This is a genomic window from Pseudomonas sp. SWI44, assembly GCF_002947915.1.
Classification (GTDB): domain Bacteria; phylum Pseudomonadota; class Gammaproteobacteria; order Pseudomonadales; family Pseudomonadaceae; genus Aquipseudomonas; species Aquipseudomonas taiwanensis.
Genome location: NZ_CP026674.1, coordinates 597,552 through 611,166, shown reverse-complemented (window position 1 = coordinate 611,166; position 13,615 = coordinate 597,552). Strand labels below are relative to the sequence as shown.

Annotated in this window: 12 protein-coding genes and 3 pseudogenes; 5 read left to right on the top strand and 10 right to left on the bottom strand. The window is 63.2% G+C overall.

Annotated features, from left to right (window positions below; genetic code table 11):
- The first annotated feature begins 35 nt into the window (after nucleotides 1-35).
- Entirely contained in the window at nucleotides 36-575 is a 540-nt protein-coding gene (locus C4Q26_RS02970) for a histidine phosphatase family protein (protein WP_027906782.1), read from the top strand.
- 15 nt (nucleotides 576-590) lie between these two features.
- Here the strand turns inward: C4Q26_RS02970 and C4Q26_RS02965 are convergent, their stop codons facing one another.
- The 4 genes and pseudogenes from C4Q26_RS02965 to C4Q26_RS02955 all read right to left on the bottom strand — a co-directional run bounded on the left by C4Q26_RS02965 (nucleotide 591) and on the right by C4Q26_RS02955 (nucleotide 4,475).
- The gene (locus C4Q26_RS02965) at nucleotides 591-1,376 is read right to left on the bottom strand and encodes a sulfite exporter TauE/SafE family protein (RefSeq protein WP_023379618.1); all 786 of its coding nucleotides are present in this window, start codon (nucleotides 1,374-1,376) and stop codon (nucleotides 591-593) included.
- Nucleotides 1,377-1,566: 190 nt separating this feature from the next.
- Nucleotides 1,567-2,307: a methyl-accepting chemotaxis protein gene (locus C4Q26_RS28650; RefSeq protein WP_371919410.1), complete on the bottom strand. Its 741-nt coding sequence runs from the start codon at nucleotides 2,305-2,307 to the stop codon at nucleotides 1,567-1,569.
- A gap of 162 nt (nucleotides 2,308-2,469) precedes the next feature.
- Nucleotides 2,470-3,453, bottom strand: a pseudogene (locus tag C4Q26_RS28645) (cache domain-containing protein); the annotation flags it as partial.
- A 143-nt stretch (nucleotides 3,454-3,596) separates the two neighbouring features.
- Nucleotides 3,597-4,475 (bottom strand): LysR family transcriptional regulator, encoded by an 879-nt coding sequence (locus tag C4Q26_RS02955; protein ID WP_023379620.1) that lies wholly within the window; start codon nucleotides 4,473-4,475, stop codon nucleotides 3,597-3,599.
- Between the two features lie 102 nt (nucleotides 4,476-4,577).
- On the opposite strand from C4Q26_RS02955, the gene C4Q26_RS02950 reads away from it, so the two are divergent.
- Nucleotides 4,578-5,006 (top strand): PACE efflux transporter, encoded by a 429-nt coding sequence (locus C4Q26_RS02950; protein ID WP_023379621.1) that lies wholly within the window; start codon nucleotides 4,578-4,580, stop codon nucleotides 5,004-5,006.
- Between the two features lie 16 nt (nucleotides 5,007-5,022).
- On the opposite strand, the gene C4Q26_RS02945 is transcribed toward C4Q26_RS02950, so the two are convergent.
- The 5 genes from C4Q26_RS02945 to C4Q26_RS02925 form a co-directional block, all read right to left on the bottom strand.
- Nucleotides 5,023-6,072, bottom strand: coding sequence for a hypothetical protein (locus tag C4Q26_RS02945; protein WP_023379622.1), 1,050 nt, complete (start codon nucleotides 6,070-6,072; stop codon nucleotides 5,023-5,025).
- Between the two features lie 129 nt (nucleotides 6,073-6,201).
- Nucleotides 6,202-6,882, bottom strand: coding sequence for a GntR family transcriptional regulator (locus tag C4Q26_RS02940; protein WP_023379623.1), 681 nt, complete (start codon nucleotides 6,880-6,882; stop codon nucleotides 6,202-6,204).
- A 16-nt stretch (nucleotides 6,883-6,898) separates the two neighbouring features.
- Nucleotides 6,899-7,603 (bottom strand): FadR/GntR family transcriptional regulator, encoded by a 705-nt coding sequence (locus C4Q26_RS02935; protein ID WP_104882697.1) that lies wholly within the window; start codon nucleotides 7,601-7,603, stop codon nucleotides 6,899-6,901.
- Nucleotides 7,604-7,647: 44 nt separating this feature from the next.
- On the bottom strand, nucleotides 7,648-8,958 hold the full coding sequence (locus C4Q26_RS02930) for a C4-dicarboxylate transporter DctA (RefSeq protein ID WP_027906784.1): 1,311 nt from the start codon (nucleotides 8,956-8,958) through the stop codon (nucleotides 7,648-7,650).
- A gap of 247 nt (nucleotides 8,959-9,205) precedes the next feature.
- Nucleotides 9,206-9,520, bottom strand: a complete 315-nt coding sequence (locus C4Q26_RS02925) for a helix-turn-helix domain-containing protein (RefSeq protein ID WP_027906785.1) — start codon at nucleotides 9,518-9,520, stop codon at nucleotides 9,206-9,208.
- Between the two features lie 265 nt (nucleotides 9,521-9,785).
- Here C4Q26_RS02925 and C4Q26_RS28640 point away from each other — a divergent pair.
- The 3 genes and pseudogenes from C4Q26_RS28640 to C4Q26_RS02915 all read left to right on the top strand — a co-directional run.
- A pseudogene (locus C4Q26_RS28640) lies at nucleotides 9,786-10,067 on the top strand (PAS domain-containing protein); the annotation flags it as partial.
- 792 nt (nucleotides 10,068-10,859) lie between these two features.
- Nucleotides 10,860-11,351 (top strand): annotated as a pseudogene (locus C4Q26_RS28635) (methyl-accepting chemotaxis protein); the annotation flags it as partial.
- A 12-nt stretch (nucleotides 11,352-11,363) separates the two neighbouring features.
- Nucleotides 11,364-13,052 (top strand): bifunctional diguanylate cyclase/phosphodiesterase, encoded by a 1,689-nt coding sequence (locus tag C4Q26_RS02915; RefSeq protein WP_104882695.1) that lies wholly within the window; start codon nucleotides 11,364-11,366, stop codon nucleotides 13,050-13,052.
- On the opposite strand, the gene C4Q26_RS02910 is transcribed toward C4Q26_RS02915, so the two are convergent.
- Nucleotides 13,053-13,544 (bottom strand): Lrp/AsnC family transcriptional regulator, encoded by a 492-nt coding sequence (locus C4Q26_RS02910; RefSeq protein WP_104884021.1) that lies wholly within the window; start codon nucleotides 13,542-13,544, stop codon nucleotides 13,053-13,055.
- Between the last annotated feature and the right edge of the window lie 71 nt (nucleotides 13,545-13,615).

The window sequence follows — 13,615 nt, the reverse complement described above, 5'->3', positions numbered from 1 at the left end:
CCAGTCTGCTCAACTCGACCCTCAAGAGATTCCCGGTGAAAGCTGTACGCCTCACACTCATTTGTCATGCCCAGACCGCGGCTCAGCGAGCGGGGCGTTTGCATCGTGCGCAGGATGGCATTCTGGACCACGCCGATCGGCCATTGACCCCTATGCCCGATGTGCGCGTGTTGACGGCACCAGAGGCACGTACCAGGGAAACGGCGGCCTGGTTGTCGGGCGCGCCTCAGGTCGAGGTCGGCCTGGCCGATTGCGACCTGGGTCGCTGGCAGGGCATGACGCTGAAGCAGTTGCAGGCCGAGCAGCCCGAGGCGCTGGCGCAGTGGCTGGAGGACCCTCGCAGCGCACCCCATGGGGGCGAATCCTTTGCCGAGGTGTGCCAGCGGGTGGGCGGTTGGCTGGAGGCGTTCGAGGGGAAGGGGGACTGGTTGGCAGTGACGCACCCTATGGTGATCCGGGCAGTGATCGTTCACCTACTGGGGTGTCCGCTGACAGCGTACCAACGCATCGATGTGTTGCCGCTGTCGCGTCTGGCGTTGAGTTACACCGGGCAATGGCGCCTGCGTCTGGCGTGACGCAGGCGCGTCAGCTCAGAACGCCAGCTTGTAGCCGATCAACAGCAGCATGCCGGCCAGGCAAGGCCGCAGCACGCGGTCGGAGATACGCCCGGTGAGGTGGCTACCCAGGTAGATGCCTGGCAGCGAGCCGAGCAGCAGGTAACCCAGCAGCGACCAGTCCATGTTGCCCATGCCCGCATGGCCTAGGCCGGCAACCAGGGTCAGCGGCACGGCGTGGGCGATCTCGGTCCCCACCAGACGGCGGGTAACCAGGAACGGGTAGAGCAGGAACAACGCCACCGTGCCCAGGGCCCCTGCACCGATGGAAGTGAGCGTGACCATCACGCCCAGCACCACGCCGGTGAGCACGGTGAGGATATTCAGGCTGCGATCGCTCAGATGGTAGTGGTCACCGGCATGGCGATTGGCGAAAGCCTGCAGGCGCGACTTGAACAGGATCGCCAGCGCGGTCAGGATCAGCACCACCGCCAGGCCTTGTTTGATCACCGCATTGAGTGCCGAGGTGTCGGTGTGCAGGGTGCTGAGAAACCACAGCGTCAGCGCGGCGGCAGGCACGCTGCCCAGGCTGAGCAGGCCGGTGATCTTCCAGTCGATGTTCCTGTTGCGGCCATGCACCCAGACACCACTGGCCTTGGTGATGGCGGCGTACAGCAGGTCGGTACCCACGGCGGTGGCCGGATTGATGCCGAACCAAAGAAGAATGGGCGTCATCAGCGAACCGCCACCGACGCCGGTCATGCCGACGATGAAACCTACAACCAGTCCGGCAATGGTGAAACCAAAAGAACCTACATCCATACGCTACTCGACTGCCCAGCTTGCCCGTTTTCGGATGCTGCCCAGCATATAGATTTTTTTATAGCCAAATAGACTTGTTCGTTATTAGGTTATAACTGCGCTGATGCAGCGGCATCCCGATGATGCAGCAAACGCCGGCAAGCCGGACCCTCGTCGAAGGGGGAGCCGCCTTGCCAGCGATGGGGCCGAATCAGATTCGGAAGCTACCCACCAGTTGCTTCAACCGCCCGGCCTGCTGGGCCAGCGCATCGCAGTGACGCAGGGTTTCATTGAGGTTTTCCACCCCTTGCTGGTTCAGTGCGTTGATCTGGGTGATGTCCAGGTTGAGGCTCTCGACCACGGCGGTCTGTTCCTCGGTGGCGGTGGCGACGGATTGGTTCATGCCGTCGATCTCGCCGATACGCTGGGTCACGCTGGCCAGCCGCTCGCCCGCCTGGTTGGCCACCTGCACGGTCTGCTCGCTGGACACCTGGCTGGTGTTCATGGTGTGGACCGCCTCGCGGGAACCGACCTGCAGGCTGGTGATCATGCGGTGGATCTCTTCGGCCGACTCCTGGGTGCGGTGCGCAAGGTTGCGCACTTCATCGGCCACCACCGCGAACCCACGTCCGGCCTCACCGGCGCGGGCGGCTTCGATGGCGGCGTTGAGTGCCAGCAGGTTGGTCTGCTGGGAGATGCCTTTGATCACATCGAGGATCTTGCCGATGTCGTCGGTACTGGCGTTGAGCGCTTCGATCTGCTCGCAGGATTCGCTGATCCGTTGCGACAGAGCGGTCATGGCGTTGATCGCTTCTTCGACCACTTCGCGACCGCCATGGGCCTGTTCGCTGGCACCGCTGGCATGCTGCGAGGCATCGGCGGCGTTGCGGGCAATTTCCTGGGTGGCGGCACCGAGCTGGTTGATCGCGGCGGCAACGCTGTTGGTGCGCATGCTTTGTTCTTCAGAACCGATGATCGAGGCGTTGGAGGCGTTGACCACCTTTTCCGACAAATCGTGTACCAGGCGAGTTGCCGAAGACACTTCGCTCATGGACGCGTGGATACGCTCGACGAAGCGGTTGAACGAGGTCGCCAATTCGCCGAATTCGTCCTTGTGTTGCACGGTCAGGCGGCGGGTCAGGTCACCTTCGCCCTCGGCGATGTCACGCATGGCGCGGCCCATGGTGGTCAGCGGGCGCATCAGCACCGGGATCAGCAGGCCCAACAGGCCGGCGATGGCCGCTACCGCGATGATCATGGCGATGACCGCCGAAGTGCGGAACTGGCCAAGCGCGGCATAGGCCTTGTCCTTGTCGATCGACAGGCCGATGTACCACTTCGCCGAGGGCAGGCCGCTGACCGGGGCGAAGGAAATCAGTCGTTGCTGACCATTGAGCGTGACATCCTGCATACCGGTGGTGACCCGCAGGCCGCTGCCGGGATAGATGTCTTTGAGGTTCTTCATCGCCTGGTCTTTGTCCGGGCTGACGATCACCTGGCCTTCGCTGTCGACGAGGAAGGCATGACCGATACCGCCGAAGTCGACCGAGTTGATGATCTGCACCAGGGTATCGAGGGTCAGGTCGCCGCCAACCACGCCCATCAGCTCGCCGTTGCCCTTGCGCTTGACCGGGGTGGCGATGGTGACCATCAGGCCACCTACGGCGCCCTGGTAGGGGGCGGTGAGGACGGTTTGCCCGGCGCTGACCGCCGCGCCGTACCAGGGGCGCTGGCGTGGGTCGTAGCCGGCAGGCATCTGTGCGTTGGGACGCTGGGTGAACGCGCCGGTAGCCTGGCCCAGGTAGGTGAAGAGGAAATTGCTCGTGTAGGACGGTTGCTCGATCAGCCCGGCCAGGTTGTCGCCAGCGCCTTGCTCGGCGATGTCCTGGGCCAGGTTCTCCAGCACCAGGATGCGCCCGCTCATCCAGTTCTGCACGCTGCTGGCAGTCAGCGCACCGGACTGTTGCACGGACGATTCGATGTTTTGGGCAATGGTGTTGCGTTGCAGGTAATCGTTGTAAAGCGTGAACAGAGCGAAGGCCAGCACCACGACGGCGCAGGCGCTGAGCAGGATCTTATGGCGGAATTTCAGGTTCATGTTTCGAGACCTTGAGCCAGTGATGGGAGGGCGCTGCGCGCTTGTGACGGGCGTGCGGACCTTTCACCTTTCATATCGGCGTGCTGGGTAAAAAATTGAAACAGTAACAGTGACTTATTGATCCTCTGTCGACGGACGGCAGGTCAGCGTGTGGCCAAGTGTTCGATCAGCATGCGAGCAGCCTGGCGCAGCGGCTGTTGCTTGCGCCAGAAGGCATGGATCGGCAGCTGCAGCTCATTGTGCGTGTTGCGAAAATTCAGGCGCACCAGGCGTCCGGCTTCGATCAGCGGGGCGACCCGGCTGAGCGGCAGATCACCCCAGCCATGGCCGGCTTCGACCATCTGCAGGGCGAGGTCGAAACTGTCGGTGTACCAATGGGTGGCACCGATCGAGGCACGCGGGTCGGCCAGCGGCAGGTCGCGGCTGCGCACCAGGATCTGGCGTACGGCAACCAGGTCCTCAAGATAATGGATGCGCTCGTCGAGCATGGCGCGATGGTTGGGAGACAGGGTCGCCACCAGTGTCTCTGTGCCGATGTGCTGGAATCCTCGTTGGGGGTCTACGTGCAGACCGGCGAAGGCCAGGCAAAGGTCCGCCCGCCCATTGTCGAGCAGCTGCAGGGCATCCTCTTGAGGGGCGCTGAGCAGGGCGATGTCCAGCAGCGGATAGCGCTCGCCCAGGTGGGCGATGGCGGCCAGCAAGGGACGGTGGTCGATGTCCGGGACCACGGCGATGCACAGGCTGCTTTCAAGCCCTTGGGACAGCTCAAGTGCATGCACCTGCAGAAGGCCTAGCTGCTCGGCAATCAGCCGGGCGTGGGGCTCGAGGGCCAAGGCACGGGGGCTGGGCCGCACTTCGCGCGGGCCGCGCTCGAACAGGGTATAGCCCAGTTCGGCTTCGAGGTTGCCGATGGCCATGCTCACCGCCGAGGGTACCCTGCCCAAGGCGCGCGCAGCGGCAGAAAACGAGCCATGGTCGAGCACGGCGAGGAACAACTGGATGTTATCGCTGGAAAAGTTCATGGGCAGCCTCCTGTCAGTCAATCTGAAAGCTGTTGACTTTGCCTGTCAATAAAAATGAATCATCCTTGCGCCCATCGCTTTTGTCATTTGAGGTAACCCCTGGTGCAGGGACTGAAACGCAAACTGGTCTATGTGACCTTCTATGAACTGATCGGCCTGTGCATGTCGACCGTGGGGCTGGCCTACCTGTCGGACACTCAGGCATCGCACACCGGGCCACTGGCGGTGATGATCACCACCATCGCCATGCTCTGGAACCTGATCTACAACAGCCTGTTCGAGTACTGGGAGAGCCGCCAGGCCAAGCGCGGTCGCAGCGTGGCGCGGCGGGTGGCGCATGCCGTGGGTTTCCAGCTGACCTTGGTGGTGTACCTGATACCGCTGATTGCCTGGTGGCTGGACATGAGCCTGGTCGAGGCGTTCCTGGTGGACCTGGCGTTCATCGTTCTGGTGCCTTGCTACACCTTCGTCTACAACTGGGCGTTCGACCGGATCTTCGGCCTGCCGACCTCGGCGATGGCCGTGGCCTGACGCCGCCCAGCCAGCCTCAGGGCGGCAGGCGTATCAATAATGGCTCCTGGCGCTGCTGCACTTCTTGCTCCCTCAGCTGTGGTGCGCTGGCCAGCAAGCTGTCCTCGACCTGGCCGGACAAGTAGTACACCCCCGCCATGGCGCCACTCTGGCGGTTCTCCATCAGCGCCTGCCATTCCTGGTTGAGCGCCACGTTCAGGATCACCCGCAACTGCTCGACCATCTGCGGATGCTCGCGGTCGTGGGTGATCATCCCGTAGCCGGCCGAGACGATCGAAATCATCGCCCCGGCCACCTTGCCCACGGCACTGGCCACGGCACTGGCTATGCCGCGTGGCGCCAGGGTGGCCCCGAGCTTCTCGCTGGCGCGGTCGGCAACCGTTGACAAGCCAATATCGGTTTGCCCAGGGCCTTTTGCTGCTTGCAGGTGCAGGTGCTGGCGCAGGGCCTGCCAGGCGGGCTGCTGTTCCAGTGGCTTGGCGCGCAGCAACTGATAGAGGCTGGCATTGCGTGCCTCGGGCGGGCCCAGGGCGATGGCCGGGATGCGATTGAGGCGCTGGCTGAACTGCTCAGGCGGCGCACGATAGCGGGCGATGATGGCTGGCAGTTGCTGGCCGAGCAGTTGCACGTACAACTCGCAAGCCCGATCACGGATGCCTTCGGGGTTGATCTGTTCGGCCACTGGTTCGATCACCCGTTCGTGATACTGCTCCTGCAGGTACAGGGCCAGGCGCTTTTCCGCAGGCTCCCGACCTTCGCCACTGTCGAGCTTGTACCAGGCGACCTTCAGGGTCAGCCATTGCTGGGTCCAATAGCCGGTGAACCAAGGGATGAAGTCGCTCTCGGTACGCTGCTGCACTTGCTCTTTCCATACCCGCATCGACCGCCGGGCATAGTCATTGGCCGAACCGGCGGCGCCTACCGAAGCCTCGATCAGTTCCTGGTCGATGCGTTGCCAGATGGCGGGCGTGAGCGCCACGGGCGGCGGTGGCGGCGCTGGCTTGCTGGCGCAGCCGCCGAGGGCCACCAGCAGGCAGATCAGCAGTGAGGGAATGCGCAGCGTCATGCGAGCGCCTCCCTGATAAGTGAAGGGGGTTCAACGAGTATAGGGGGCGCATTCTGTGCCTGCCTTGCAGCCCATCGCGACGGCGCGTCGCCGCGACGAGCAGCGGCGATGGCGCAAAGGCGGTGTGGATCACTCGAGTTCGAGCTTGTCTTCCAAACGGTCGAGGTGCTGGTGCATCAGGGTCAGCGCTGTTTCCTCGTTGCCGGCTTCCACGGCGTCGATGATCGCGGCATGTTCCTCCCAGGCGCAGTGTTCGCAGCACGGTGATTCGTAGCGCGCGATGATCAGCGAGGTCATCGGTACCAGGCCGTTGAGAAAGCGCGCCAAGGGGGCGTTGGCGGCCACTTGCGCGAGTTTAAGGTGGAACTCGCCCCCCAGTCGAATCGCCGCACAGCGCTCGCCACGCTCGTGGTGCAGGCGTTCGCGCTCCACCAGCGAGCGCAATTGGCGAATGTGCGAGGGCTTGGCGCGCTGGGTGGCCAGGGTGATCAACGTCGTCTCCGCCAGGCGTCGGGCGCTGAGCACCTGGCGTGCTTGCTCAGGGCCAGGTGCGGCCAGGTGGGCGGTGTGGCTTGGGCGCTGAACCACCACTTGCTGATCCGACAGGCGCCCCAGCACCCGGCGAATCACCGTGCGGCTGACGCCGAAGGCATTGCCCAGCGCTTGCTCGGGCAGCAGGCTGCCCGGTGGCAGGCGCTGCTCGAGAATGGCGTCGAACAGCCGGGGGTAGATCTGATCGGCCGACAGGCGCGTCTCGCCAGCGGCGAGCAGGGCAGGCAACTGAGGGGCGGCTTGGGCGCAGGCGGTCATGGTCGCTCTCCTGGGGTCATTGGCTGTGATGTTCGTCCGGGATGTTCAGCTCGATTCCCATGCGCTGGCCTTCGGCCAGGATGTGCCGGCGCATCTGGGCGCTGGCCTGGGCGCTGTTGCGATCACGGATGGCCCGCACCACGGCTTCGTTCTCCTTGAGTCGGGCGGCCAGGTGCTCGGGGGAATTGCGTAGCATGTCGGCACTTTGCTTGAGGGCATTGCTGGTCTGCTGTACCACGCTTTGGAAGATCGGGTTGGTGGTCAGGGCGAACAGCGCCTCGTGGAAGGCAATGTAGGCTTTGACACCGGCTTCGCTGTCATCGGCCTCGAGGGCCTCGCGCATGTCCATCAGGGTCAGGCGCAATTGGCCAATGTCCTGGCTGTTGGCCGATTGCGCCACCAGGCCGACGATGAAAGGTTCGAGGGTGTAGCGCAGCTCCAGCACGTCGGCCAGGCTGGCCGGTGCCGTGGAATCGGCACCGGGCTCGGTCACCATCGCCTCGGCATCGAGTACCAGAACCCCCTTGCCCGGCATGGCGCGCACAAGGCCCAGGGTTTCCAGCACGGTGACGGCTTCGCGCAGGCTAGGGCGGCTGATGCCCAGTTGCTCGGCCAGCTCGCGTTGGCCAGGCAACATGTCGCCGGAGCGCCACTGGCCCCGTGCAAGCGCCTGGCGCAGTTTTTCCACCACTGAGTTGACGACGGTCGATGAGCTGATCACGGTTCGCTCCTGGAGGGGCCGGCATCATTGCCGGCCACACTCGGTCAAAATTCCTGTTGATGGGCGTTGGGCTGCTTGCGTGGGGTGTGGGCGAAACCCGGCTTGCCATCGAGCACATTCTGCGCACGTTGCATGTCGATGTCCTTTTCCCATCGGGCGATGGCCACGGTAGCCACGCAGTTGCCGATCAGGTTGGTCAGCGCCCGGCCGATGCCCATGAACCAGTCCACCGCCAGCACCAACACCAAGCCCACTACTGGAATCGCCGGTACGGCGGTCAGGGTGGCAGCGAGGATGACCAGCGCCGAACCTGGGATGCCGTGGGCTCCCTTGGAGGTCACCAGCGACACCAACAGAATGGTCAGCAGGTCGGTCATCGCCAGCGGTGTGCCGGTAGCATTGGCAATGAACACGATGGCCAGGGTCAGGTAGATGGAGAAGCCGTCGAGGTTGAACGAGTAGCCCGTCGGAATCACCAGGCCGACGGTGGAACTGCCGATGCCCAGGTGTTCGAGCTTACGCATGATCTGTGGCAGCACGGCGTCGGAGGAGGCGGTGCCGAGTACGATGGTCAGCTCTTCGCGCAGGTACTTGATGAACGGCAGCAGCTTGAGGCCCGACAGGCGCATCACGGTGCCGAGGATGATCAGCACGAAGCCCGCGCAGGTCAGGTAGAACAAGGCGACCAGCCCGCCCAGGTGCTGCAGGGATTCCAGGCCGTACTTGCTGGTGGTGAAGGCAATGGCGCCGAACACACCGATGGGGGCCAGGCGCACGATCATGCCCATGATGCGGAACACCACATGGCTCAGCTCATTGATCAGCCGCGAGATACCCGCCGCCGAGTCGCCCACCAGGTTCAGGGCACTGCCGAACAGCACCGAGAACAGCAGCACCTGGAGGATGTTGTTATCGGCGAAGGCACCGACCACCGACGTCGGGATGAGGTCCATGAAGAACGCCGTGGCGCCATGGATGTGCTGGCCACGTTCGGCCAGGCTGCTGGCGTCGGCGCTGGACAGCTGCTCGAGGTGAATGTTGGCGCCGCTGCCGATGCCGCTGGTGAAGGCGAAGACCAGGCCGATGACCAGGGCGATGGTGGTCAGGATCTCAAAATAGATGACGGACTTCAGGCCGATTCGCCCGACTTTCTTCAGGTCGCCGGCGCCGGAGATTCCACTGACCACCACGCAGAACACGATGATGCCGATGAGCATCTTGATCAGCTTGATGAAGCCGTCGCCGAGGGGTTTGAGTTGCAGGGACAGGTCGGGGAAGCTGAGGCCGCAGGCAATGCCGAGGGCAAGGCCCAGCACCACTTGCAGAAAGATCGAACGCGAGCACCATTTGAGCATGGGAGGGGTCTCTGATCGGTGTCCTTGCTTCGATGCCGCGAGGGCGAAAGAGCGCAGGACTTAATTATTGTGGTCTTACCGGTTTGTTCAGTGCAGGGTCATAAAAGCGCGAAAAATCCGACTTTGCAAGGAAATTCGGCCTTACCGGTCTGACCAGTTATGGGGCATTGTGGCCTCACTGGCTCTAGTTCGGTGCACATAGCGTTGCGGGCCTGGTGGGGCGCCCGCGCGGATGAGGCGAAAGAGTTCAGGATTTGGCCAATGCCTGATCCACTGCTGCAATCAGCTTGCCAAGCGCCTTGGGCGGGGCCTTGTGAATCACATCGAACAGGTACGCTCGCTGCTCGTCTTCATCGTCAGGCTCGCAGAAGAAGACCTTGGGCTTGATGCCCAGAACGTCGGCGAAGGTTAGCAGGGCGTCGATGCTGGGGGTGTAGGTGCCGGTCTCGAAGCGGCTGATGGTCTTGGGGTCGAAGCCGGTCTGCTCGCCGAATTGTGCCTGCGTCAAGCCTGCCAGCTTACGGTAGCGGCGCAGGGCAAATCCCAGAGCTGATCTCTTCATCAATTAATTCCCATTTATAATCAGGAACTTACCGGTATAGTTTGGTGTAAGGCAACGCTGCTTTGGATCACATTTGCTTGATTTATGTGATGGTATTCGTAGAATTCGCACTTTGACCGGCCAGTCATTATCGGCTCTCGCTCTATGCTCGACCCGAGGCTGCAAGGGGCTCAGGTGCTCTGGAGCGTTGGAGCCCCACGATGTGAAGCGGTTCCGGTGTGTCCGATGAGCGCGGCGCCGGTTTTCTTGTGAATGGAGTCCCATCGTGCGTGTCAACCTGCCGGTTACACCGGTCGAGCAGCGTTTCCCCGAAGATCAGCGACTGATATCGGCCACCGATACGGCCAGCCTGATCACCTACTGCAACCCAGAATTCGCTGCCATCAGCGGCTACAGCGAAGCCGAGCTGATCGGCAGCCCGCATAACCTTGTGCGGCACCCGGACATGCCTGAGGCGGTGTACGCATTGATGTGGCGTTACCTCAAGGCCGGTAAAAGCTGGATGGGGATCGTCAAGAACCGCTGTCGCAACGGCGATTTCTACTGGGTCAATGCCTATGTCACGCCGATCCTGGAAGATGGGCGGGTGGTCGGTTACGAGTCGGTACGGGTCTGTCCGACCCGCGATCAAGTGCGTAGGGCCGAGGCGTTGTATGCGCGCTTGCGCCAAGGCAAGTCGGCGTTGTCGACCGGCCGTCGCCTGGCATTGCTGGGGCAGGCGCTGGCACTGCCGATGCTCGGTGGTGCCCTGGCAGTGGCGGCCAACCAGTGCTTGCCTGGTGCGCTGGGCAAGGGCGTGACCTTCGCGCTGTTCGTGGCCTACGGCCTATGGGGACGCAACGATTTGCGCCGGCAGTTGCAGCGTGTGATCCAGGGCGCAGACGGTACCTTCGCGGACCCGATCGCAGCCTTGACCTACAGCGACCTGCCGGGCGCTGCCGGGCAGTTGCAGTTGATCCTGGTCGGTGAGCATGCGCGACTCAAGACAGCGCTGACCCGCCTGAGCGATCTTGCCGCGCAGATGGCCGTGGCCGCCGCGCAGGCGGGGCAGTTGTCCCGTGGCACTGAAACCGCCCTGCTCAAGCAGCGCGCCGAAACCGACCTGACCGCCACCGCCATGACCGAGATGGCCGCCTCGATCGGTGAGGTTGCCAGCCATGTGCAGTTAACGGCCAGTGAAGCCCATACCGCCCATGGGCTCGCCGAGCAGGGGAACCGGGTCGCCGACTCGACCGGTACGGCTATTCGCAACCTCGCGGCCACCGTTGGGCAGATCAACCGGGCGGTCACTGACCTTGCGGACCAGACCGACGCCATCTCCGAGGCGGCCGGGATGATCCGCGCCATCGCCGAGCAGACCAACCTGCTGGCACTGAACGCGGCCATCGAAGCGGCCCGTGCCGGTGAGCAAGGGCGTGGGTTCGCGGTGGTGGCCGATGAGGTTCGGGCGTTGGCCGACAAGACCCGCCAGTCGACCCTGCACATCCAGGGCGTCATCGACACGTTGCGCGAGGGCGCCGAGCAGGCCGTGGCCATCGCCAGCCAGGGCATCGAAGGGGCCGAGCACGGTGTAGCCCAGGTGCAGGAGGCGCAACAAGCGTTGCAAGGTATACGCGAGGCGGTGCAGCGAATCAGCGACATGAGCCAGCAGATGGCGACGGCCTCGCAGCAGCAGTCTTCGGTAGCCGAAGAGGTGTCCCGGCAAATCAACGGGGTCGCTGGCATCGCGCAGCAAAGTGCCCATAGCGCCAATGCCGCCGCCTCGCGCGGCGCCGAGCTGGAACAGGTGTGCGCCGGATTGCGCGCCCTGGTGGAGCGCTTCAACCGTTAAAGGCAGGATGCTATGGACGATATCTATCGCGCGGCCGTGGACGCGGCCGCGATCTTTTCCGAGACCGACCTGCGCGGGCGAATCACCTACGTCAACCAGCAGTTCTGCAGTATCTCTGGCTATAGCCGTGAAGAACTGCTCGGTGCCAATCACCGTATTCTCAATTCAGGCCTGCACGAGCCGGAGTTTTTCCTAGGCATGTGGCGGGCCCTGGTCGCAGGGCGGGTGTGGAAAGGCGAGATCTGTAACCGGGCCAAGGATGGCTCGCTGTACTGGGTGGACAGTACCATGGTGCCGCTGATCGACCCCAAGACTGGCAAGGTGCACAGGTACGTCTCGATCCGCTTCGATGTCACTGAAAAACGCCAGTTGCTGCACACCCTGCAATGGCGTGTCGGACACGATGTGCTCACTGGGTTGCCCAACCGCGCGTACTTGTCCGAGTTGCTCAACCAGGCCCTGGCGTTTTCCCGTCGCGAGGACATTCCGTTGGCGGTGTGCATGCTCGACCTCGACGGTTTCAAGGCGGTCAACGATGGCTACGGACATGCCGCGGGCGACTTGCTTCTGGTCGAGGTGGCCCAGCGGTTGAGGAGCATCCTGCGCGGCGGTGATGCAGTGGCAAGGCTGTCGGGCGATGAATTCGTGCTGATCCTGCGTCATGTCGATGGCAGTCAACAGTTGCATGCCGCCTTGCATCGGATACTGCACGCCCTGGCTGCGCCTTATGTCATTCGCGAGCAGCGCCTGGCGCTCAGTGCCAGCGTTGGCGTGACGTTGTTCCCACAGGATGACGAAGATGCCGATACGTTGGTACGCCATGCCGATCAGGCCATGTACGTGGCCAAGCAGCGCGGGCGCAACCGGTATCACATTTTCGATGTTTCCCAGGAACTGGAACTCAAGGCGACGCACCAGACGGTCGCGCAGGTGCGCCGTGCGCTGCGCCAGGGCGAGCTGTGTCTGTATTACCAGCCCAAGGTCAACCTGCACAGCGGCCAGGTGCTGGGTTTCGAGGCCCTGCTGCGCTGGCAGTGCCCAGGCCGTGGACTGGTATTGCCAGGCGATTTTCTGCCCTTGGTCGAACAGACCGACCTGATCGTGGAGATTGGCGAGTGGGTGATCGAGCAGGCGCTGCACCAACTGCGTCGATGGCAACGCGAAGGGCGTAACTGGTCGCTGAGTGTGAACATCGCCGCCCGACATCTGCAGCGCAATGACTTTGCCGCGCGGCTGGCGCAGTTGCTGGCCGAGCACCCAGGCATTGACCCCACTCGGTTGGACCTGGAGATCGTCGAGTCGGTGGCGCTGGATAATCTCCAGCACGTCAGCCGTTGCTTGGACGCGTGCCTGGCGCTGGGGGTACGTTTTTCGCTGGATGACTTCGGCACCGGCTATTCGTCCTTGAGCTACCTGAAGCGCCTGCCGACTCAGACCATCAAGATCGACAAGTCGTTCGTGCGCGACATCCTCCATGACCAGGATGACCTGGCGCTCACCGGGGCGGTGATCGGCCTGGCACGGGCCTTTGGCCGCGAGGTCATCGCGGAGGGGGTGGAAAGCGTCGAGCATGGGCGGGTGCTGATGGAGCTTGGTTGCGCACTGGCGCAGGGGTATGGCATCGCTGCCCCGATGCCAGTGGGCGAGGTGGCGGCATGGGCGCAGGCCTATCGACAACCGGAGCCATGGCGCTCGGCCTGATCACGGCAGTGGGGCCATGCTCTTGACCGCCGCCAGCTCCGGGTGCGCCACCAGTTTGTCGATATGCAGGGCGTCATCGTTCATCCAGTGTTCGGTAAGGACCCGGTAGTGCTCCATATCCCGACAGCGCATGCGCAGGCTGTAGTCGAAATGGCCGCTGATCAAATGACACTCGTACACTTCGGGGCAACTGCGCATGGTGGCCTCGAAGGCCTTTTGTGCAGCGCGGCCGCTCTGGTTGGAGAGTGCCACCAGTACCAGCAACGAGAGCCCAGGCGATACTTTCTGCAAGTCGATGATCGCTCCGTATCCACGTATCACCCCACGTCGCTCCAGTTTGCGCACACGCTCCAGGCAGGGGCGTGGGGTGAGGTGAACAAGGGTGGACAGCTTCTCGAAAGTGATGCGGCCATCGTGCCGTAGCACGTCGATGATCGCCTCGTCGATGCGGTCCAGGGGGGGTTGGAATCGGCCTTGGTGTCCATGCGCAATGGCTTCATTCAGCGGGAGGCATGGACAGGTTAGGCGGTAATTCCGCAACTGTCGCTGCAGGGAAAAGAGGG